We start from the raw sequence: 20,071 nt of genomic DNA on the forward strand, positions 1-20,071 counted from the left end.
GAATTGCGCACTGCCTTGCAAAAATCACGTGGCCCCCTGCACCGCAGAACCCCGCGCCTCGCCTTGCCCTGCCGCACCGCCCCGCTTCAATTTCCGGGCCCAGCGGCAAGGGAGCGAGACTATAGCATAGATTTTAAAACTGTCGCGCGGCTGCCATCAATCGCTGCCGGCGGGCGGCTCCCTTTTCTTCCTCTCTATATATAGGAGCCGCGAAAGCCCTCTACGCCTGCGCTTCACCAGAGCAACAGGTGCGCGTCGCGCACGCGCTGCAGTTCGCGCCGGCCCCAGGCTTCGTTGACCAGCCAGCAGGGAGCGCCGATGTCCCTGAGCTGGAAGTCGTCCATTTCCACGGCCTGGGCGATCATCCGGCGCCTCATGCGCGTGCGGCGCAGCACGTGGAGAGCCCGGGCCAGCCACCCGGCCGCGTTCGGTACGGGGCGCGCCGCGGCGCCGCCGCGGCAATCAAGAGGGATCGACTTCGAGGGCGTGCACATGATGAGTCTCCTTCGGTGATCTGGTATGGTTAGGCTAACCGTCCATACCTGCCCTGAATATCGAATGTTTTTGGCTTAATTGGATAGAAACCCTAACCAATTTAGCGCGTGCCAGGATTTGTCCATGCGGCTTCCTCTCCATACCCTGCCGGCGTTTCGCGCTGTGGCCGAATCGCAGACCCTGCGGGCCGCCGCACAGCGCCTGCATCTGACACACGGGGCCGTCAGCCAGCAGATCAAGCTGCTGGAATCCCGTCTGGGATACGAATTGTTCGAACGCAACGGCCGCGGCATCGTGCTCAATGCGGCCGGGTCCGCCCTGCTGTGCAGCGTGCAGAGCGCGCTGGCCACGCTGGAGGAGGGACTGATGGCGGCGGGCGCGGTGGCCCGGGGCGGCGCGCAGACATTGCGGGTGTCGGTACTGCCCTCTTTCGCGCAGCGCTGGCTGTTACCGCGCATGGCGCGCTGGCGCGAACGCCACCCCGACCTGTCGCTGGAAATCGAGACGTCGCAGCAGGTTGCGGACCTGTACCGCGACGGGTTTCACGCCGCGCTGCGTTCCGGCGAGGGGCCGTGGCCCGGCGTGGAGTCCGAGCCCCTGTTCGACGAGCCGCTGCCGCTCATCGTGCTGGGCTGCCCGGAAACCGCGCAAGCCCTGCCCGACACGCGGCCGGAAACGCTGGCGACGCTGCCGCTGCTGGGCGAGAAGGAACTATGGCAGATCTGGTTCAAGGCGGCGGGCCTGAACCAGCCGGTGAACCCGGTGGCGTCGTTCAACGACGCGGGGCTGATGCTGCAGGCGGCGGAACAGGGGCTGGGCATCGCGCTGGGACGCGAGCTGCTGGCGGCCGACGCGATCTGCGCGGGCAAGCTGGTGCGCCTGTCGCCGATCGGCGTGAACCATGAACTGACGCAGGGATATCACCTGGTCTACCGCCCCAGCCTGCGGGAATGGCCGCCGCTGCTGGCCTTGCGCGCCTGGCTGCGCGACGAGCTGGAACGCTCCCGCAGCAGCCTGGTGACTTCATTGCCCCGCTCGGCGCTGCCGGCGCCGCGCGGCGGCAGGCGCTGAAGCGCTCAGGCCGCTTTGCGCGCGCGGGATTCGGCGCGGGGCAGCATGGAGCCCGTCTCGCCGAACCGCTGGTGCCAGGAGAACGCCTCTTCGAGCAGGTGCGGCGTCTGCCCGCCGCGCCGGCAGGCGCGCTCGAAGTAGTCTTCGAGCGCGTCGCGGTATGCGGGATGCACACAGTGGCGGATGATGGCGCGCGCCCGTTCGCGCGGCGCCAGGCCGCGCAGGTCGGCCAGCCCGCACTCGGTGACCAGCACGTCCACGTCATGCTCGGTGTGATCCACGTGCGACACCATGGGCACGACGCTGGAGATGTCGCCGTTCTTGGCGATGGACTTGGACACGAAGATGGCCAGGTGCGCGTTGCGCGCAAAATCGCCGGAGCCGCCGATGCCGTTCATCATGTGGGTGCCGCCCACGTGGGTGGAGTTCACGTTGCCGTAGATATCGAACTCCAGCGCGGTGTTGATAGCGATGATGCCCAGGCGACGCACCAGTTCGGGGGCATTGCTGATTTCCTGCGGGCGCAGCACGATGCGCTCGCGGTAGTGCTCGATATTGGCGAGGATTTTCTCGTACACGGGCCGGGACACCGTGATGGAAGACGCCGAGGCGAAGGCGAGCTTGCCCTGGTCCAGCAGTTCGATGGCGCTGTCCTGCAGCACCTCCGAGTACATCGCCAGCCGCTCGAAATCCGAGTCCGCGAATCCGTGCAGCACGGCATTGGCGATGGTGCCTATGCCAGCCTGCAGCGGCAGCAGCGAGCTGCCCAGCCGCCCCGCGGCCACTTCGGCGCGCAGGAACGTGTTGATGTGATTCGCGATGGCGTTGGTTTCCTCGTCCGGCGGCAAAGCGTTGGACGGGCTGTCGGGCTCCTGCGTGACGACGATGGCCGCGATGCGGGCCGGATCCACTTCGATATACGGCGTGCCGATGCGCTGGTCCACCGCCGTGAGCGGAATCGGCTCGCGGCCGGGGCGGTCCGCGGGCACGTAGATGTCGTGCAGCCCTTCGATGCCGGCCGGCACGCTCAGGTTGAGTTCGACGATGACCTGCCGCGCCTGCTGGACGAAGGATGCGGAGTTGCCCACCGACATGGTGGGCACGATGGCTCCGCTTTCCGTAATGGCGGCGGCCTCGATGATGGCGACATCCACGGGCCCGATGTGGCCGGCCCGCAGCAGTTCGGCCGTCTCGGACAGGTGCTGGTCGATGAACGCCACGCCGCCTTCGTTGATCTTGCGGCGCAGCGTGGTGTCCACCTGGAACGGCATGCGGCGGGCGAGCGCATTGGCCTGCGCCAGCAGCTTGTCGGTGTCGTGGCCCAGCGAGGCGCCAGTGATCAGCGTCATGGACAAGGGCTCGCGCTCGGCCCGGCTGGCGATGGCCGCCGGCACGGACTTGCAATCTCCGGCGCGAGTGAAGCCGCTCATGCCCACTGTCATGCCGTTCCTGACGAGCAGGGCAGCCTGTTCGGCGCTGGTGATGCGGTCTTGCAGGCCGGGATGGCGGATGCGGTCGGTATGCATGGGGTGTCTCCAATACGAGGCCGGCGGCTAGCGGTCGGGCGCGCGGCCTGGCCGTCGCGTCCGGGCACCGTCTGTCGCGGCGTTTCCTGGCTGTCCCGCGGCGGGCCGAACCCGGCGGGAATATCTCGGCGCCAGTATAGGAAGGGGAATGCCAAATCACGTAATGACTTAAAATCATTCAATTGAGTCATTTTTTTCATTATTTGGACCAGGCCGCGTGAAATCCGCGGAGAGGATGGGCGGCAATGGACGTGCGCGCGCTGCGCTATTTCGTCGAAACGGTCAGGCATGCAAGCTTCACGAAGGCGGCCCGGGCGCTCTTCGTGACGCAGTCCACCGTGAGCAAGATGATCCGGCAGCTCGAGGAAGAAGCCGGCACCCAGCTGCTGGTGCGCGACGGGCACACGGCCCGCCCCACCGACACCGGACGGGTGATGTACCAGCGCGGCCAGCAGGTGCTGGAAGTCATGCGGCAGCTGGGCGAGGAAATCCGAGAAACCTCCGACCTGCGGCGCGGCGAGCTGGAGGTGGGCATTCCGCCCATGATCAATCTGCTGTTCACGCCCGTGGTGAAGCGTTTCCGCGAACTGCACCCCGCCGTGCGCCTGACCCTGCGCGAAGGAACGGGCCGCGCGGTGGAAACGCTGGTGGGAGACGGCGAGCTGGAAGTGGGCGCCACCATCCTGCCCGTGGCGCCGGACAGCGGCCTGGAAGTCCGCCCTTTCGGCAGCTATCCCGTGTGGGTCGTCGGGCCGCCGGATTCGCCCTGGGCCGGCAAGAAGTCGCTGCCGCTGACGGCGCTGCGCGATACCCGGCTGCTGATCCCTACCGATGATTTCGCCATGACGCGCCGCCTGCGCCAGGGCTTTGCGGCCGCGGGCATCGAGCCGCGCATCGCCGCGCAAAGCGCGCACTGGGATTTCCTGGTGTCCCTGGCCTCGGCCGGCCTGGGCGCGGCCCTGCTGCCCGAACCGCTCGTGCAGCGCATGAAGACGCGCGGGCTGAGCACGGCGCGGCTGGCGCGCTCGGCCATGCAATGGGAAGTGGGCCACATCTGGCGCGCCCCGGTTTCCCGCGCCCCGGGCTACCTTTCCCATGCGGCCCGGGCATGGCTGGAGGTCTGCGACGCCGTGCTGGGCCAGACCGCCCGCGCGCGGTCCGGCGCGCCCCGCATTTGAATCCAAACGTAGGGGTCGTAAGCCGGCATTGCCGCCCCGGTGCGAGGAAGCCGCGGAAGCGGCTCCTTGCCGCCGGGCCGTCCCAAGGCGAGAAGCGCCCGCCCGAGGGGCAGCGAGTCCGCGCGGCAGGCGCGGCGCGAGGCATTTTTTGTTGCACCGTTCCGCCTCCGGCTTGGTATGCTGCCGCCAGCTGGCGAGCGACTCGCATTTCCACAGACATGATGCCCCTTTATTCCTATCGCGCCCCACGCGCGCGCCGCCCCTCCCTCGGGGTCCTGGCCGCCGCCTGGCTGGCTGCCCTGCTTCTGGCGTTCGGCGCGCTGGCCGCGCACGCGGCGCCCCCGACCCCGCAGGAAACCGAAGCCCAGCTCGCGGCCGCGCGCAAGCAGATCGACGACATACGCAAGCACATTCCCGACGAAGCGGACGACGCGGACATGGTGGAGCAGCGCGGCAACGCGCTGGACATCCAGTCCAAGGCCGATGCGGCCGCCGAGGCGCTGGCGCCCCAGCTCGCCGCCGTAACAGCCAGGCTGAGCGAACTGGGCCCCGCGCCGGAGAACGGCAAGGAAGCGCCTGACGTGGCCGCGCAGCGCGCGCAGCTCGAAAAGACCAGCCGCGCGCTGGACGCCCAGATCAAGCTGGCCCGCCTGTTGTCGGTAGACGCCGCGCAAACCGCCGAACAGATTTCGGCGCAGCGCCGCAAGCTGTTCCAGGCCCGCCTGGGCGAGCGGCGCGACTCTTTCCTGGCCGGCCAGTTCTGGCAGGAATTCCACGAAGAGTTTCCGCGAGACCTGGAGCGTCTGGATTCGGTGGGCGAGGACCTGGCCAATGCCGCCAGGCAGACGCCGGCATGGGCCTGGCTGCTGGTGGGCGGGCTGATCGCGCTGACGCTCGCGGTGCGCGTGGGCATCGGCCGGCTGCTGCTGCACCTGACCGCCACGCGCGTGCCGCCAGGGCGTCTGCGGCGCTCCTTCCTGGCGATGGCGCAGGTGGCGCTGTCCACGGCCACGCCGGGGCTGATCGCCCTGCTGCTCTACGTGGCGCTGGACTGGAATTCGCAATGGAACGACACCGCCAGCATCACGCTGACGGCCAACATGATCGCGATCGCCGCGTTCGGCGGTTATGCCGCGGGCCTGGGCAATGCGCTCATGTCGCCGCGACGGCCGTCGTGGCGGCTGCCGCCGATTGGCGACGCGGTGGCGCGCCGGCTGCGCTGGGTGCCCAATGCCGTGGGCGTGCTGGTTGCGCTGACCTGGCTGGCCGAGCGGCTGCCGGTGCTGCTGAACGCCAGCCTCACCACGACCATTACGGTGACCGGCATCGTTGCGGTGCTCATCATGCTGACGCTGGCCGCTGCCCTGAACGCCGGCCGGCGGCTGCGGCTGAAGGCGCAGCGCGAAGACGGCGAGTCCGCGGTTCCGTTCTGGGTGTCGGCCTTGAACGTGGCGATCTGGACGGTGCTCGTCATCAGCCTGTGCAGCCTGCTCGCGGGCTATGTGGCTTTCGGCAGCTTCCTCACCAAGCAGGTGCTCTGGGTGCTGATGGTGCTGGGCACCGCCTATCTGCTTTCCGTGCTGATCGAGGACGGTTTCAGCACGCTGCTGGGCAGCGGGCAGTCCAGCGAGTCGGAAGGCCCCAGCCTGCGCGACCAGGCTGCCGTGCTGCTGTCCGGCCTGGGCCGGGTGGCGGTGGGGCTGCTCGCGCTCATGCTGCTGGTGGCGCCGTTCGGCGAAGGGCCGATGGACCTGCTGCAGCGTTTCGACCAGTTGCGCAAGGGCCTGGCCATTGGCGAAGCGCAGATCCGGCCGGGCGCGCTGCTGCAGGCGCTGCTGGTGCTGGCCGTGTCGCTGCTGAGCGTGAAAATGCTCAAGCGCTGGCTGCGCACCCGCTATCTGCCCACCACCGAACTCGACCCCGGCATGCAGCTGTCGGCCGCCACGCTCTTCGGCTATGCGGGTTTCGTGCTGGCCGTGGCGCTGGCGCTCTCGGCGGCGGGCATCGGGCTGGAGCGGGTGGCCTGGATCGCCAGCGCGCTGTCGGTGGGCATCGGTTTCGGCCTGCAGGCCGTGGTGCAGAACTTCGTGTCGGGCCTGATCCTGCTCGCCGAACGCCCGGTCAAGGTCGGCGACTGGGTGTCGCTCGGCGGCGTCGAAGGCGACATCCTGCGCATCAATGTGCGCGCCACGGAAATCCAGATGGGAGACCGTTCCACGGTGATCGTGCCCAACTCCGAATTCGTGACCAAGACCGTGCGCAACGTGACGCGGTCCAACCCGCTGGGGCTGGTGCAACTGCGGCTGCCCATGCCGCTGGCCACCGACGCCGAGCAGGTCCGCGAACGGGTCCTGGACGTCTTCAAGACACACGAGGACGTGCTGGAGTCGCCAGCCCCGAACGTCTATCTGGAGGGCATCGAGAGCGGCCACCTGATTTTCAGCGCCAAGGGCTATGTCTCGTCGCCGCGCGCCACCTACGGCGTGCGCAGCGCCCTGCTCTTCAGCGTGCTCAAGCGCCTGCGCGACGACGGGCTGGAAATGGCCGCGCCGCCCACCATGCTGCTGGCGCAGCCGCCCCAGCCGCCGGCCGCCCCGCCGGCCGAAGCGCCCGGCAAGCCGCCGTCCCCCTCGCCCTGATCGCGGCGTTCAATCCTGCCGCAGGCGCGCGCTCAACAGCTCGCACTCGCGGCAGGCCAGGGCGATGTCCACGCCGATCAGCAGCAGGAACACCCCCATTTCCGCGCGCAGCTCGCCCGCCACCACCCGGTGGCTGGCGAGCAGCAGCAGCCCGAGCGCCGCAACCGCCCAGGCGGGCCAGCGCGGCGGCCGCCAGGCCCGGCTTGCCCGCGCGCGCGCCACCGCCAGCGCAGCCACGCCCGGCATCGCGAGCACCGAAAGCAGCAGGTAGGCGGCGATGGCGACCAGCGTCGTATCGGGGCTGACGCCGGTATGCAGCACCAGCGCTCCGGCGGCCAGGACGCCCACACCCAGGTACCAGAGAAAGCGGGCATAGATGAGTCGAGCCAAGAAAAAACTCCGGCGGGCATGAAGGGAAACGCGCCCTGCGCCGCGCGGCGCAGGGCCGGATTTTCAGCGATACTACCGCACTGCCCGGGCCGAAACGCGCCCCGGCTCATCGCGAACACAGCGGAGACATTCCCCATGATCCAGGAAATTGCCAGCATCCACGTGCGAGAAGGCCAGGAATCGTTGTTCGAGCAGGGCGTCGCCCAGGCCAGGCCGCTCTTTCTGCGGGCGCGCGGATGCCATGGCGTGGCCCTGTACCGCAGCATCGAACAGCCGCAGCGCTATACGCTGGTGGTCGATTGGGAAACGGTGGAGAACCATATGGTGGACTTCCGCGAGTCGGCCGACTTCCAGGAATGGCGCAAGCTCGTGGGCGGATTCTTCGTCGAGCCGCCGCAGGTCCACCACGAAAGCAAGGTGCTCTGAGCGCCCGGTTCAGTCTGGTGGTTCGTCGTGCCGGCGCGCGCTGCCGCGGAATTCCGCCGCCGGATACCGCAACGCGTTGCGCGCCATCTTGCCCGCCACCGCGCTGGGGATGTCCACCCCGAGCTGGTCCGCCAGCGCCACCAGGTACATCTGCACGTCGGCGATCTCGTCGGCGGCCTGCGCGAGCCGGGCGGGCGGCAGCGCGCGCGACTCCGCTTCGGTCAGCCACTGAAAGAGCGCCACCAGTTCGCCGGCCTCGCCGGCGACGGCCATGGCCAGGTTCTTGGGGCTGTGAAACGGCTCCCATTCGCGCTCCCGCGCGAAGCGGCGCAGGGCGAGCTTGATTTTCTGCAGGTCGGACATGAAGCGCGGATCTCCAGGTGCGGGCGGGCTGAGGGATGGGCGGGCACGCCGGCAAAGTCCTCGCGCCGCCGCCCCTACTTGCCGTCCAGTTCGCGGTAGCGCCGGAAAATGCCCTCGCCGAACGGAAGCCGCCGGCCGCTGGAAAAATAGTCCTGCAGTTCCGGCAAGGCCGCAACGTGCCGATGCAGGGCCATGACGTTCGGGAAACGCGCGGCCACCGTGCCCATGCGCTTGGGAAAGGCATAGAGCAGCCCGTCCACGAGATGGTAGAGCGACAGGTCGGCGTAGGACCAGCGATCGCCGCCGGCCATCCATGCCTCGGGGCCGGAAAGCACTTGCTCGAAATAGCCCAGGAACTTGGGAATCCGCTCGCCGCGGAACACCTTGGCGCGGCGGATCGCCTCGTCCTTCTGCTCTTCGAAATAGGCGCTGGCGGAAATCGGATGGTGCGTGTCGTGCGCTTCCGCCACCATGTCGGCGATGGTGAGCTGCAGCTGGTTGACCCACAGTCGGCCTTCGAGCGAAGCCGGCGCCAGGCCGTGCCTTTCCCCCAGGTAAAGCAGGATGTTGGCGGTCTGCGCCAGCACCAGGCCGTCGGCCACCAGATAGGGCGGGGCGAAAGGCGGGTGCACGCGGCGGGCGCGCATGTCGGCCAGCAGCGCCTCCTCGCCGTCCGGGCTTTCTCGCACGCATTCCCGGTAAGGAATGCCACCCGCCTCCAGCGCCAGCCGGACGAATTCCCCCCGGCCCGGTATGCCGTCCCAATACCAAAGCTCGTAGCTCATGCCGCGCCTCCCTCGGGTCCGCAGGAACGCATCATGATAGGCCGGCGCGGACGGCCTGTCGGCAGCGCAAGCGTTACGGAATCCAAGAAATATGACAACGCGGCGGACGGCGCTTGCGGCAAACCGTCCCCCAGGCTTAGGATGGAGACGCGTTGCCTGCCAGCCGCGCGCGGCTCTCGTTCGCCGCGGTCCGATTTTCTCCAGAGAGACGGGGGTACATCGTGAAGAAGGTTGCAGAGATTCTCAGGGAAAAGGCCAACCAGTCGGTCGTGACGGTTTCGCCGGACTCATCGGTGTTCGACGCCATCAAGACCATGGCCGAGCGCGGCATCGGCGCAGTGGTGGTGGCCCAGGGAGACGAAGTCGTGGGCATGCTGACCGAGCGCGACTACGCCCGCAAGATCGTGCTGCAGGACCGCTCGTCGCGCACCACCCTCGTGCGCGAGATCATGAGCGACCCGGTGTACTACGTGCGTCCCGAAGACACGCGCGAACACTGCATGGCGCTGATGACGGAACGCCGCTTCCGCCATCTGCCCGTCATCCAGGACAACAAGCTGGTCGGCCTGGTTTCGATCGGCGACCTGGTGAGCGACGTCATGAAGGAGCAGAAATTCATCATCACCGAACTCGAGCGCTACATTTCGGGAGAGCGCTGAGCCGCTGCGCGGGCTCAGCCCGCGAGCGCGCGCGCGGCCGGCACGATGAGCCCGCAGGCCGCCGCGACGAGCAGCACGAACACCATGCGCCTGACGGTGTGCATGGATCCGGCCGAGGCATAGCGGCGCGCGAACCACGTCACGGCCAGCACGATCGGAAACGCCTGCAGGCTGAGCCAGAACGACACCGCCGTGAACGCGCCCTGCCCGGTCACGAGCGTCAGCCTGAGCAAGGCATTGAGCGAGAAAAGAATGAGCAGGCTGTTGCGGATGGCCGCCAGCGGCAGCGGCTGGCGGTACAGGTGATAGACCATGGGCGGGCCGGCGCTCGAGAACAGGCCGCCCAGCACGCCGGATATGCCGCCGAAGAACAGGAAAGCCCCGCGTGAAGACACCCGCGCCAGGGGCCGGGTGCGCAACACGAGCAGGACCGCGCAGGCCAGGATGGTGACGCCCAGCAGCAACTGCAGCAGCACCGCCATTTCGCCGCTGATCCAGTTGAGCGCCGTCACGCCCAGCCCGACGCCGGCCAGGCTGGCGGCCAGGGCCGGCGCAAGCAGCGCCCAGTTCACCTCGGGCCGGCTGCGCAGCAGGGTGGCCGCGGCGTTCACCAGCGAAAGCACGCTCACCACGTTGGCCACGTCCGCCACGGACGCCAGGCGGAACACGCCCGACAGGCCGAGCAGCACGAGACCAAACGCGAAACCCGTCATGGTCTGGGCATAGGTGGCCAGCGCAACGCAGGCCATGAACAGCAAGTGTTGGGAAATACTCATGCGGCAGAGCCAGTGCTGCCCCGGCTCCGCCCCGTCGGCGCGCGCGGGCCTGGGGAAGACGTGGGTACGGCGTGCTGTCTTGGGAAAGCGTCTTCTGGGAAGCGCGGAATCATAGCACCGGCGTGGCACCGGCCCGTGCGGGCCGGATCCGGTGCAAATTTGTAACAAATAGACGCTTTCGCGCATGAGCGCGCCCGCCGGCGCCGGTATGCTGTCGGCCCTTGAGGCCGGTCCGGCCCCGCTTTACCCGCCACCATGAAAGCCCGGCACGCCACCATCAATACCGTTACCCTCACCTGCTCCAATTGCGGCAGCGGCCAGTTCACGCGGCTCGCGCCGCGCGAGTACCGCTGCGACCACTGCCATGCCGTCACGCTGGTCGAAGACAGCGTGGCCGAACGCCTCGAACAGATCCTGCGCGGCATGCGGCCGGCGCCCGCTGCCGTGCCGCGTTCGCGCGCTCCGGCCGCCGTGCTGGCCGCGGGCGTGGCGGTCGTGGCCGCCATTGCCGCCTGGCTGGCCGTGGACGGACTGCGCCCGCCGTCGCGCCCCGCGCGGACGGCCGCGCCGGCCATCGATCCGTCGCAAATCAGGTTGAGCGACGTCCAGGAACTGACGGTAGACGGGCGGCAGCGGCTGGTGATGCTGATGCGCAACGAAACGGGGCAGAAGATTAACGCGCCGCGCGTCAAAGCCGAGCTCTTCCAGGACGAGCTGACGCTGTCCCCGGCCTACGGCTCGCCGCTGGCCTCCGTGCTGCAGCCGGGCGAATACACGCCGGTGCTGGTGGACCTCCCGTCCACTCCGCACACGCGCTACGCGCTCAGCGTGACGCAGCCCTATCCGTCTGCCGGGCCGAGCCGCAAGATCGAGGCCGGCAAGGTGCAGCTCGTGCACGACCGGAGCTACCGGCTGGTGGGACTGCTGAAAAACGCCGATGCGCAGACCGCCAGCGGGCTGCGCGTGGTGGTCATGCTGTACGACCGCGAAGGCCGCATCATCGGCACCGGCGCGGGCTATGGCTCGGCGGGCAGCCTGGCTCCCGGCGCAACCACGATTTTCGACGTGCAGTGCGCGATGCTGGCCGATGCGCCCATCGCCTATTACGACTATATGGTGCAAAGTGACAGCTAGCCGCCCAGCCCTGCTCGCCGCGTCCGCCGCGGCCGTATTCCTGTTCGCGCCGGCTCCCGCCCCGGCCACGGCCGGGGAACCCGCGGCGGGAGCGCCCGCCGCAGGCCGCATCGTGCGCGTTTCGCCCGCGCAGGTGCGGGAAATCGAGCACCTGCGCCTGACTGCGCAGGAACTGCTGGACGAGAATTTCCGCCTGTTCGAGCCGGCCGCGCTCAGCATTTCGCCGCCGCGGCGGCTGATCGACGAAATCGGCCGGCCCCGTCTCTATCTGGAAATCGCCAACACCAGCAAGCAGGACATCGCGCTGGCGCCGCAGGCGGCCATCCGCGTCTACGTGGGCGCGCGCGAATTGCGGCTGCATTCCGCCTGGAAGCTGCCGGACCGCCTGTACCCAGGCGAACGGGTTCCCCTGGAACTCTCGGGCGAAGCCTTTGGGGATTTCACGGAATTCAAGGCGGACTGGCGGCCCGCCCGGCGCGAAGCCCTGCCGGGCTCCCGGCCGCGCCTGGAAGTCGTGCTCGACCGCACCGAGGCCAGGATCGGCACGGGCACGCTGAACTTCACGCAGCGCTTCCGTTACAAATACGTCATCGTCCAGGGCAGAATCCGCAACGACGATACCCGCCCGGTGGACCGCGCGACGCTGTGGGCGACGCTGTACGACGACCGCGGCCAGCTCACGGGCGCCGTCGCCAAGGAAATCCGGCTGCCGGGCCTGAAGCCCGGCGACAGCGCGCCCTTCGAGCTCAACGTCAATCAATACGGCGCCAATTTCACGCGCGTGGCCATCGTGTGCGATGCGCCCGCGCCCTGAACCGGGCGGACGGCCGGGCGCGCCGTTGGAGGTGCGCAACAACGCTGCCGCAAGTCTTATATAAGATATAAGACGTTTGCTCCCAGCCCCGTCTTGCTTCTACAATTCCTGCCACAACCTTTCTTCCAACCCGACTTTTGAGCAGGCCTCACATGCTGGAAACTTATCGCCAACACGTCGCCGAACGCGCGGCCCTGGGGATTCCTCCCCTGCCCCTTTCGGCCAAGCAAACCGCCGAACTGATCGAACTGCTGAAGAACCCGCCCGCCGGCGAGGAGCAGAACCTGGTCGAGCTGCTGACCCATCGCGTGCCGGCCGGCGTGGACGATGCCGCCAAGGTCAAGGCCTCCTACCTGGCCGCCGTGGCCCTGGGCAAGGAAGCGTGTCCGCTGATCAGCCGCGCCAAGGCGACGGAGCTGCTGGGCACCATGCTCGGCGGCTACAACATTGGCCCGCTGATCGAATTGCTGGACGACGCCGAAGTCGGCGCCATCGCCGCCGAGGCGCTCAAGAAAACCCTGCTGATGTTCGACGCCTTCCATGACGTGAAGGAAAAGGCCGACAAGGGCAATGCCAACGCCCGCGCCGTGCTGCAAAGCTGGGCCGACGCCGAATGGTTCACCAGCCGTCCCGAGCTGCCCGAGAGCCTCACCATCACCGTCTTCAAGGTGCCGGGCGAAACCAACACGGACGACCTGTCGCCCGCCCCGGACGCCACCACGCGCCCCGACATCCCCATGCACGCGCTGGCCATGCTGAAGAACAAGCGCGAAGGCGCGGCGTTCGAGCCGGAAGAAGACGGCAAGCGCGGCCCCGTGAAATTCATCGAATCGCTGAAGGAAAAGGGCCACCTGGTCGCCTACGTGGGCGACGTGGTGGGCACCGGCTCCTCGCGCAAGTCGGCCACCAACTCGGTGCTGTGGTTCACCGGCGAAGACATCCCCTTCGTGCCGAACAAACGCTTCGGCGGCGTGTGCCTGGGCGGCAAGATCGCCCCCATCTTCTATAACACCATGGAAGACGCGGGCGCCCTGCCCATCGAGCTGGACGTCTCCAAGATGGAAATGGGCGACGTGATCGAACTGCGCCCGTACGAAGGCAAGGCGCTGAAGAACGGCGACGTCATCGCCGAGTTCCAGGTGAAGTCCGACGTGCTGTTCGACGAAGTGCGCGCCGGCGGCCGCATTCCGCTCATCATCGGCCGCGGCCTGACGGCCAAGGCGCGCGAAGCGCTGGGCCTGCCGCCCTCCACCCTGTTCCGCCTGCCCAAGGATCCGGCCGACACCGGCCGCGGCTACACCCTAGCCCAGAAGATGGTCGGCCGCGCCTGCGGCCTGCCTGAAGGCAAGGGCGTGCGCCCGGGCACCTACTGCGAACCGAAGATGACCTCGGTGGGCAGCCAGGACACCACCGGCCCCATGACCCGCGACGAGCTGAAAGACCTGGCCTGCCTGGGCTTCTCGGCCGACCTGGTGATGCAGTCGTTCTGCCACACCGCCGCGTATCCCAAGCCCGTGGACGTCAAGACGCACCACACGCTGCCCGAGTTCATCAGCACCCGCGGCGGCATCTCGCTGCGCCCGGGCGACGGCGTGATCCACTCGTGGCTCAACCGCATGCTGCTGCCCGACACCGTGGGCACCGGCGGCGACTCGCACACCCGCTTCCCCATCGGCATCTCCTTCCCCGCCGGCTCGGGCCTGGTGGCCTTCGCCGCCGCCACCGGCGTGATGCCGCTGGACATGCCCGAATCGGTGCTGGTGCGCTTCAAGGGCAAGATGCAGCCCGGCGTCACGCTGCGCGACCTGGTCAACGCCATTCCGCTGTACGCCATCAAGCAGGGCCTGCTCACGGTGGCCAAGCAAGGCAAGAAGAACATCTTCTCCGGCCGCATCCTCGAAATCGAAGGCCTGCCCGACCTGAAGGTGGAACAGGCGTTCGAACTGTCCGACGCCTCGGCCGAACGCTCGGCCGCCGGCTGCACGGTGCGCCTGAACAAAGAGCCGATCATCGAGTACATCAACAGCAACATCGTGATGCTGAAGTGGATGATCGCCAACGGCTACCAGGACGAGCGCTCGCTGCGTCGCCGCATCCAGGCCATGGAAGCCTGGCTGGCCGATCCCAAGCTGCTGGAGCCGGACGCCGACGCCGAGTACGCCGCCGTGATCGAGATCGACCTGGCCGACGTACACGAGCCCATCGTGGCCTGCCCCAACGACCCCGACGACGTGAAGACGCTGTCGGAAGTCGCCGGCGCCAAGATCGACGAAGTGTTCATCGGCAGCTGCATGACCAACATCGGCCACTTCCGCGCCGCGTCGAAGCTGCTGGAAGGCAAGCGCGACATCCCGGTCAAGCTGTGGGTGGCGCCGCCCACCAAAATGGACGCCGCCCAGCTCACCGAGGAAGGCCACTACGGCGTGTTCGGCACGGCCGGCGCGCGCACCGAAATGCCGGGCTGCTCGCTGTGCATGGGCAACCAGGCCCAGGTGCGCGAGGGCGCGACCGTGATGTCGACCAGCACCCGCAACTTCCCTAACCGCCTGGGCAAGAACACCAACGTCTACCTGGGTTCGGCCGAACTGGCCGCCATCTGCTCGCGCCTGGGCCGCATCCCGACCAAGGACGAGTACATGGCCGACATGGGCGTCATCAACAAGAGCGGCGACCAGATCTACCAGTACCTGAACTTCGACAAGATCGCCGACTACAAGGACGTGGCCGACGTGGTCGAGATGTAAGACGCGAACCTGCCGCCGGCGAGATCCGGCGGCAAGCCCGCGGCAAGGCCCCGGCGCGCGAGCGCCGGGGCCTTCTTGTTTGCCCGCGCGGGCGGCTACGGGAGAAAGGGCCGCGCCACCAGTTCCAGTCCGAGCAGCATGAGAAACAGCAGGAAGCAGCGGCGGAAAAGCGCCGGGCTGATGCGCGCCCGCAGCTGCTGGCCCAGCCGCATGCCGAGCAGCGCGGGCGCCACCGCCAGCACGGACAGTCCGAGCTCGCCCGCGCGGAACGCGCCGTGAACCATGAGGCCGGCCGCCAGCGCCGCCGTGGACACGGTAAAAGACAGGCCCAGCGCCTGGACCAGGTCGTCCTTGTCCAGCCGCAGCGACTGCAGATAGGGGACGGCCGGCATCACGAAGACGCCGGTGGCACCCGTGATGAGGCCGGTGAGCAGGCCGACAGCGGGAGACAGCCAGGGTTCGGCGCGTTCCGGCGCCGACAGCGCGGGCGAGGCCCACGCGCAGGCAGCGTAGCCGATGAGGGCCACGCCCAGCGCCAGGCCGGACCAGCGGGGATCGACCCGGGCCAGCATGGCCGAGCCCGCCACCGTGCCCGCCACGATGCCCGCCATCATGGTCCAGAGACGCCGCGCCAGGGCCGCCACGGAAGGGCCGGCGAGCAATTGCCAGACATTGGTCACGAAAGCGGGAATCACCAGCAGGGCCGCCGCCGCTGCCGGGGTCATCAGGGCGCCCAGCACGCCCATGGCCACGGTGGGCAGGCCCATGCCGGTCACGCCTTTCACCAGGCCGGCGGCGACGAAGGTGGCGAGCAGCAGCGCCAGAAGGGATAGCGTCGGTTCGTTCATGCCGGCATTTGAAACCCGCCCCACCTTTGGCACAATGTGGTTTTTCCGCTTTTGCCTTCGGCTCGACCGAAGGCAACCCAGGCACGGCCTTCCATGCGGCTCGATCTTTCCGACCTCCGTCTTTTCCTGTGCGTCGTGGACGCGGGCAGCATCACCCGGGGCGCGGCGCGCGCGCACCTGGCGCTGGCCTCGGCCAGCGAGCGCCTGCGCGCCATGGAGGACGACGCCGGCGTGCGCCTGCTGGAGCGCCGCCACCGCGGCGTGACGCCCACCGAAGCGGGAGACGCGCTGGCCCACCATGCGCGGCTGATCCTGCGCCAGCAGGCCCGGCTGCGGCAAGAGCTGCACGATTACGCGGAAGGCGCCAAAGGCACCATCCACCTGTATGCCAACACCGCCGCGCTGGCGGAATTCCTGCCGCCCCGCCTCGCGCCATGGCTGGCCGCCCGCCCGGGGCTGCGCGTGGAGCTCAAGGAGCGCACCAGCGTGGAGATCGTGGGCGCGGTCGCGGCGGGGCTGGCCGAGGCGGGCATCGTGTCGGACGCCGTGGACGCCGGCGGCCTGCAACTGCAGCCCGTGGCCCGCGATCATCTGGCGCTCATCGTGCCGCCCGGCCACCGGCTGGCGCAGCGGGCCGCGGCGGTTCCGTTTGCCGAGGTGCTCGACGAACCCTATGTCGGACTGGCGCCGGGCAATGCGCTGCAGGACCACATCGAAGAACACGCCCGCGCGGCGGGCCGCAGCCTGAAGCTGCGCATCCGCATGAAAACTTTCGAGGGCGTGTTCGACATGGTGTCCCATGGCGTGGGAGTAGGCATTCTGCCGCGGGGCCCGGCCGGCCGCCTGCGTCGACGCCATGCCTGCCGCGTGCTGGCGCTGTCGGACGCCTGGGCCCGGCGGCGGCTGTGCGTGTGCGTGCGCGACTGGGCCGAGGTGTCCGCGCCGCTGCGCAGCCTGCTGCGGCACCTGGGCGCCGCGCCGCCCGGCCTCGCCTGAGCGCGACTGGCCGCGCGGGCGGCTCCGGCCGGTACGCTTGCATACAATTGCGGCCACGACGCCATCCGCCGTCCGCATATGCCGGACGCGCTTACCTGGAGAACCGCAGTCCATGTTCCGGCACCTGGCCGCGCCCCTCGTTCTGCTCCTGTGCGGCTGCGCCGCCACGCCGCCCTCCGATCCGGAGAACCTGTGCGAAATTTTCCGCGAGAAGCCGGACTGGCACGACGCCGCCTTGCGGATGCAGAAGAAATGGGGCGCGCCGGTGCCGGTGCCCATGGCGATGATGTACCAGGAGTCGTCGTTCCGGCACGACGCCCTGCCCCCGCGCGATTACCTGCTGGGCTTCATCCCGTGGGGCCGCGTGAGTTCGGCCTATGGCTATGCGCAGGCCAAGGACGAAACCTGGGCCGACTACAAGCGCGAGGCCGGCGGCTGGACCTCGAGCCGCGACGATTTCGCCGACGCGATGGACTTCATGGGCTGGTACATGAACAAGACCCAGCGCATCAACGGCGTTTCCAAATGGGACGCCTACGGCCAGTATCTCAACTATCACGAAGGCTGGACCGGCTACCGCAACCGCAGCTACGAACGCAAGTCCTGGCTGAAGAAGGTGTCGCAGCGGGTGCAGGCGCGCGCGCAACGGTTCGCCGCGCAGTACCGGCAGTGCGAAGGCGAACTGACGCGCGGCGGCTGGTTCTGGTGAGGCGGCGCCGGCTTGCGGCGCGCGCAAAAAAAGGCCGGGCGGCCCTCGCGGGCCGGCCCGGCTTGCCGTTGCGCCCGAATGCGGTCAGAAGTCCATGCTGGCGCTGAACATGAAGGTGCGGGGGTTGCCGAGCACCAGGTAGCCGTTGCCCGGATAGCCGCCCACCGACGACCAGTAGTCGCGATTGGCGATGTTTTCCACCCGCGCGCGCAGGGTAACCAGGTGGCCGTTCACGTCCATCATGTAGCGCACGCCGGCGTCGAAACGCGTCCAGCTCGGCACCTTGAGCGTATTGGCGTCGTCGGCATAGGACGAGCCCGTGTAGACCATGCGGCCGTCGACCGTCAGCCCCTCGACGCCCGGGATATCCCATTCCACGCCCAGGTTGGCCTGGAAGCGCGGCACGCCGATAACGCGGTTGCCGTCGATATCGGAATCGCCGGTGGAGCGCTGCTTGGCGTCGAGCCAGGTCAGGCCGCCCAGCACGCGCACGCTGCGTGTCGCCTCGCCGTAGAACGTGAGTTCGACACCCTGGTGGCGATCCTTGCCCGATGCGGTGAAGTTGTTGTTGTCGTCATAGGTCGCGCGCGGCTTGTCGGTCGAAAACAGCGCCAGGCCCGCGCCCAGCCCGTCGCCCTCGTACTTGGCGCCGATTTCCTTCTGCTTGGAAACGTACGGCGCCAGGCTGGTGCCGCCGTTGGGCACGGGCCTGCCGTTGGCCGTCTCGGGCGCGGTGTCGCCGGCAACCAGCGCCTCGATGTAGTTCGCATACAGCGACACGCTGGGAGTCACCTTGACCACCAGGCCCGCAGCCGGCGAATTGCGACTGCCGTCGTACGCGTCGTTTTCCTTGCCGGTGTTGTAGGCATAGCTGCGCGAGGACAGGCGCTGATGGCGAATGCCCAGCGTCAGCAGCACCTTATCGTCGAGGAACGACAGCGTGTCGCCGATCGCATAGCTGCTGGTGCGGACGCGGCGCTGCAGGCCGGGATCGTCCAGATCGTTGCCGCGCAGCGCAGCCGCGCTGAAGGCGGGCTTGTCGTAGAAGATGGGATCGTAGATGTTGGTCGGGAACGTGTTGGTGTAGTCCATCACGTAGGCGTTGCGCGTCTTCTGGTCGAAGAAGGCTGCCGAGGCGACGATTTCGTGTCCGACCGGGCCGGTGCGCAGCTTGCCGCGCAGGCCGATTTCGCCGGTGTCGATGCGGTCTTCGCGCGTGTTGTCGAAGCGGTAGAAGGTGCCGTCGCCGGTGCTGCCGTTATTCACCGTGACATTGCCCAGCGAGTTGGCCTCGTCGCTGCGGCGCATGCCGAAAGCGGCCCAGCCCGTCAGCTTGTCGTTGAAATCGTGCTCCGCCCGCAAAGTGCCGAACACGTCGCGTTCGTTGGAATAGGACCACGGCTGCGCAAAGTTCGAGCTGGCGTCGGGCGCGTCGGGCACGCTGGTGACGCCGCCGCCCAGCGTCACGTTGGGCCGCGCCCGCTTCAGCTTGTTCTCCTGCCAACCGATGTCGGCCGACAGGCGCGTGTCGGCGGAGCGCCAGTCCAGGCCCAGGGCGAACACGCTGGTGCGCGAATGACCGTCGTCCACGGCGGTATCGCCGCTGGTCTGGCCGGCATTGAACCGGATCCCCGTGCTGTCGTCCGGCCCGAAGCGGCGGGCGATGTCGGTGGAGAGCTGGACCTGGCCGTTGTCGGTGATGCCCGTGGTGACGCGGGTGAGCGGGTCGTTGGGCGCGCGCTTGGGCACGAGGTTGATGACGCCGCCGATGCCGCCGCCGCCCGGCGCGGCGCCGGTGAGAAAGGCCGACGCGCCGCGCAGCACTTCGACGCGCTCGAAGAGTTCGGTGGCGATGTACTGGCGCGGCAGCAGGCTGTAGAGGCCGTTATAGGCCACGTCGTCCGAGCCGAGGATGAAGCCGCGGATGAAGTACGACTCCTGGAAATTGCCGAAACCGCGCGCCACGCGCACCCCGGGGTCGTTCTGCAGCACGTCGCCGACGCTGCGCGCCTGCTTGTCCTGGATCAGCTCATTGGTGTAGCTGGTGATGCTGAACGGCGTGTTCATGATGTCCTGCGTGCCCAGCACGCCGACGCGTCCGCCGCGGGCCACCTGGCCGCCGGCGAAGGGCTGGGCCAGGCCGCCGGCCGAGGCGTCGGCGCTGGCCTCGACCTTGATGGCCTCCATGGACACCACCGGCCCCTGGCCGGCACCGGATGCCGGCTGCGCGGCGGTCTGGCTGTAAGCGACGGGCAGGCAGCACGGCAGCGCGGCCACCATGCTGGCAAGGATTTTCATTTTCATATCGGGAGGTCCGCTTGCGCGGGATTTTCGTTGTGAAACCACGGAATCCCGATGGGTCACGCATATGCGACGCGGCCGTTGCCGCAAGCACGGCCACGGGGCTGTCAAGGCCCGATCGCCAAGGGGGCTTCTACTCTACGGGGCATGATACAAAAAGAGGAATCATTCTCATTGAAATTTCCAAGTGCTGAACATGTGAATGTTGCCCTCGGGC

18 protein-coding genes are annotated in these 20,071 nt (G+C 68.3%); 10 read left to right on the plus strand and 8 right to left on the minus strand.

Annotated features, from left to right (window positions below):
- Nucleotides 1-233: 233 nt before the first annotated feature.
- Nucleotides 234-494: a hypothetical protein gene (locus NGJ44_RS12825; RefSeq protein ID WP_251864153.1), complete on the minus strand. Its 261-nt coding sequence runs from the start codon at nucleotides 492-494 to the stop codon at nucleotides 234-236.
- A gap of 124 nt (nucleotides 495-618) precedes the next feature.
- Here NGJ44_RS12825 and NGJ44_RS12830 point away from each other — a divergent pair, with 124 nt between their 5' ends.
- Complete coding sequence (locus NGJ44_RS12830) at nucleotides 619-1,566, plus strand: LysR substrate-binding domain-containing protein (RefSeq protein ID WP_251864154.1); 948 nt, start codon at nucleotides 619-621, stop codon at nucleotides 1,564-1,566.
- 5 nt (nucleotides 1,567-1,571) lie between these two features.
- On the opposite strand, the gene scpC is transcribed toward NGJ44_RS12830, so the two are convergent.
- Nucleotides 1,572-3,092 (minus strand): succinyl-CoA:acetate CoA-transferase ScpC, encoded by a 1,521-nt coding sequence (scpC, locus tag NGJ44_RS12835; RefSeq protein WP_251864155.1) that lies wholly within the window; start codon nucleotides 3,090-3,092, stop codon nucleotides 1,572-1,574.
- 245 nt (nucleotides 3,093-3,337) lie between these two features.
- Between scpC and NGJ44_RS12840 the strand changes: the two genes are divergently transcribed.
- Together NGJ44_RS12840 and NGJ44_RS12845 are read left to right on the plus strand one after the other, a co-directional pair.
- On the plus strand, nucleotides 3,338-4,270 hold the full coding sequence (locus tag NGJ44_RS12840; RefSeq protein WP_251864156.1) for a LysR family transcriptional regulator: 933 nt from the start codon (nucleotides 3,338-3,340) through the stop codon (nucleotides 4,268-4,270).
- A 221-nt stretch (nucleotides 4,271-4,491) separates the two neighbouring features.
- Entirely contained in the window at nucleotides 4,492-6,909 is a 2,418-nt protein-coding gene (locus NGJ44_RS12845) for a DUF3772 domain-containing protein (protein ID WP_251864239.1), read from the plus strand.
- A gap of 9 nt (nucleotides 6,910-6,918) precedes the next feature.
- On the opposite strand, the gene NGJ44_RS12850 is transcribed toward NGJ44_RS12845, so the two are convergent.
- Complete coding sequence (locus NGJ44_RS12850) at nucleotides 6,919-7,299, minus strand: hypothetical protein (protein ID WP_251864157.1); 381 nt, start codon at nucleotides 7,297-7,299, stop codon at nucleotides 6,919-6,921.
- Nucleotides 7,300-7,434: 135 nt separating this feature from the next.
- Here NGJ44_RS12850 and NGJ44_RS12855 point away from each other — a divergent pair, with 135 nt between their 5' ends.
- Nucleotides 7,435-7,725 carry an antibiotic biosynthesis monooxygenase family protein gene (locus NGJ44_RS12855; RefSeq protein ID WP_053244472.1) on the plus strand — a complete coding sequence of 97 codons (291 nt, stop codon included), beginning with the start codon at nucleotides 7,435-7,437 and terminating at the stop codon, nucleotides 7,723-7,725.
- A gap of 9 nt (nucleotides 7,726-7,734) precedes the next feature.
- Here NGJ44_RS12855 and NGJ44_RS12860 read toward each other — a convergent pair whose 3' ends face one another.
- Together NGJ44_RS12860 and NGJ44_RS12865 are read right to left on the minus strand one after the other, a co-directional pair.
- Entirely contained in the window at nucleotides 7,735-8,088 is a 354-nt protein-coding gene (locus tag NGJ44_RS12860) for a nucleotide pyrophosphohydrolase (RefSeq protein ID WP_251864158.1), read from the minus strand.
- Nucleotides 8,089-8,162: 74 nt separating this feature from the next.
- A complete protein-coding gene (locus tag NGJ44_RS12865; RefSeq protein WP_251864159.1) occupies nucleotides 8,163-8,873 on the minus strand; it encodes a glutathione S-transferase in 711 nt (236 codons plus the stop codon).
- Between the two features lie 221 nt (nucleotides 8,874-9,094).
- On the opposite strand from NGJ44_RS12865, the gene NGJ44_RS12870 reads away from it, so the two are divergent.
- The gene (locus NGJ44_RS12870) at nucleotides 9,095-9,532 is read left to right on the plus strand and encodes a CBS domain-containing protein (RefSeq protein ID WP_082308280.1); all 438 of its coding nucleotides are present in this window, start codon (nucleotides 9,095-9,097) and stop codon (nucleotides 9,530-9,532) included.
- Nucleotides 9,533-9,546: 14 nt separating this feature from the next.
- Here the strand turns inward: NGJ44_RS12870 and NGJ44_RS12875 are convergent, their stop codons facing one another.
- Nucleotides 9,547-10,308, minus strand: coding sequence for a TSUP family transporter (locus NGJ44_RS12875; protein ID WP_251864160.1), 762 nt, complete (start codon nucleotides 10,306-10,308; stop codon nucleotides 9,547-9,549).
- Nucleotides 10,309-10,563: 255 nt separating this feature from the next.
- On the opposite strand from NGJ44_RS12875, the gene NGJ44_RS12880 reads away from it, so the two are divergent.
- From NGJ44_RS12880 to acnB, 3 genes are all read left to right on the plus strand, one after another.
- Nucleotides 10,564-11,442: an FxLYD domain-containing protein gene (locus NGJ44_RS12880; protein ID WP_251864161.1), complete on the plus strand. Its 879-nt coding sequence runs from the start codon at nucleotides 10,564-10,566 to the stop codon at nucleotides 11,440-11,442.
- On the plus strand, nucleotides 11,432-12,256 hold the full coding sequence (locus NGJ44_RS12885; RefSeq protein WP_251864162.1) for an FxLYD domain-containing protein: 825 nt from the start codon (nucleotides 11,432-11,434) through the stop codon (nucleotides 12,254-12,256). The genes NGJ44_RS12880 and NGJ44_RS12885 overlap by 11 nt, the downstream gene beginning before the upstream one ends.
- A 152-nt stretch (nucleotides 12,257-12,408) precedes the next feature.
- The gene (gene acnB, locus NGJ44_RS12890; RefSeq protein ID WP_053244476.1) at nucleotides 12,409-15,000 is read left to right on the plus strand and encodes a bifunctional aconitate hydratase 2/2-methylisocitrate dehydratase; all 2,592 of its coding nucleotides are present in this window, start codon (nucleotides 12,409-12,411) and stop codon (nucleotides 14,998-15,000) included.
- Nucleotides 15,001-15,095: 95 nt separating this feature from the next.
- On the opposite strand, the gene NGJ44_RS12895 is transcribed toward acnB, so the two are convergent.
- On the minus strand, nucleotides 15,096-15,848 hold the full coding sequence (locus tag NGJ44_RS12895) for a sulfite exporter TauE/SafE family protein (RefSeq protein ID WP_251864163.1): 753 nt from the start codon (nucleotides 15,846-15,848) through the stop codon (nucleotides 15,096-15,098).
- Between the two features lie 93 nt (nucleotides 15,849-15,941).
- Between NGJ44_RS12895 and NGJ44_RS12900 the strand changes: the two genes are divergently transcribed.
- Both NGJ44_RS12900 and NGJ44_RS12905 read left to right on the plus strand, forming a co-directional pair.
- Nucleotides 15,942-16,844 carry a LysR family transcriptional regulator gene (locus NGJ44_RS12900; protein WP_251864164.1) on the plus strand — a complete coding sequence of 301 codons (903 nt, stop codon included), beginning with the start codon at nucleotides 15,942-15,944 and terminating at the stop codon, nucleotides 16,842-16,844.
- A gap of 112 nt (nucleotides 16,845-16,956) precedes the next feature.
- The gene (locus NGJ44_RS12905; protein ID WP_053244477.1) at nucleotides 16,957-17,553 is read left to right on the plus strand and encodes a transglycosylase SLT domain-containing protein; all 597 of its coding nucleotides are present in this window, start codon (nucleotides 16,957-16,959) and stop codon (nucleotides 17,551-17,553) included.
- 84 nt (nucleotides 17,554-17,637) lie between these two features.
- On the opposite strand, the gene NGJ44_RS12910 is transcribed toward NGJ44_RS12905, so the two are convergent.
- Nucleotides 17,638-19,851 carry a TonB-dependent receptor gene (locus NGJ44_RS12910; RefSeq protein WP_502802128.1) on the minus strand — a complete coding sequence of 738 codons (2,214 nt, stop codon included), beginning with the start codon at nucleotides 19,849-19,851 and terminating at the stop codon, nucleotides 17,638-17,640.
- Nucleotides 19,852-20,071: the final 220 nt, after the last annotated feature.

This window comes from Achromobacter sp. Marseille-Q4962 (genome assembly GCF_943737005.1).
In the GTDB taxonomy this organism is placed as follows: domain Bacteria; phylum Pseudomonadota; class Gammaproteobacteria; order Burkholderiales; family Burkholderiaceae_B; genus Achromobacter.

Excerpts from the sequence above, each read along its gene's own strand:
- NGJ44_RS12860 (WP_251864158.1), bottom strand. The coding sequence starts at position 8,088 with ATGTCCGACCTGCAGAAAATCAAGCTCGCCCTGCGCCGCTTCGCGCGG.
- NGJ44_RS12825 (WP_251864153.1), bottom strand. The coding sequence starts at position 494 with ATGTGCACGCCCTCGAAGTCGATCCCTCTTGATTGCCGCGGCGGCGCC.
- NGJ44_RS12900 (WP_251864164.1), top strand. The coding sequence starts at position 15,942 with ATGCGGCTCGATCTTTCCGACCTCCGTCTTTTCCTGTGCGTCGTGGAC.
- NGJ44_RS12830 (WP_251864154.1), top strand. The coding sequence starts at position 619 with ATGCGGCTTCCTCTCCATACCCTGCCGGCGTTTCGCGCTGTGGCCGAA.
- acnB (WP_053244476.1), top strand. The coding sequence starts at position 12,409 with ATGCTGGAAACTTATCGCCAACACGTCGCCGAACGCGCGGCCCTGGGG.
- NGJ44_RS12845 (WP_251864239.1), top strand. The coding sequence starts at position 4,492 with ATGCCCCTTTATTCCTATCGCGCCCCACGCGCGCGCCGCCCCTCCCTC.
- NGJ44_RS12880 (WP_251864161.1), top strand. The coding sequence starts at position 10,564 with ATGAAAGCCCGGCACGCCACCATCAATACCGTTACCCTCACCTGCTCC.
- NGJ44_RS12875 (WP_251864160.1), bottom strand. The coding sequence starts at position 10,308 with ATGAGTATTTCCCAACACTTGCTGTTCATGGCCTGCGTTGCGCTGGCC.
- NGJ44_RS12910 (WP_502802128.1), bottom strand. The coding sequence starts at position 19,851 with ATGAAAATCCTTGCCAGCATGGTGGCCGCGCTGCCGTGCTGCCTGCCC.
- NGJ44_RS12895 (WP_251864163.1), bottom strand. The coding sequence starts at position 15,848 with ATGAACGAACCGACGCTATCCCTTCTGGCGCTGCTGCTCGCCACCTTC.
- NGJ44_RS12905 (WP_053244477.1), top strand. The coding sequence starts at position 16,957 with ATGTTCCGGCACCTGGCCGCGCCCCTCGTTCTGCTCCTGTGCGGCTGC.
- NGJ44_RS12855 (WP_053244472.1), top strand. The coding sequence starts at position 7,435 with ATGATCCAGGAAATTGCCAGCATCCACGTGCGAGAAGGCCAGGAATCG.
- NGJ44_RS12840 (WP_251864156.1), top strand. The coding sequence starts at position 3,338 with ATGGACGTGCGCGCGCTGCGCTATTTCGTCGAAACGGTCAGGCATGCA.
- scpC (WP_251864155.1), bottom strand. The coding sequence starts at position 3,092 with ATGCATACCGACCGCATCCGCCATCCCGGCCTGCAAGACCGCATCACC.
- NGJ44_RS12865 (WP_251864159.1), bottom strand. The coding sequence starts at position 8,873 with ATGAGCTACGAGCTTTGGTATTGGGACGGCATACCGGGCCGGGGGGAA.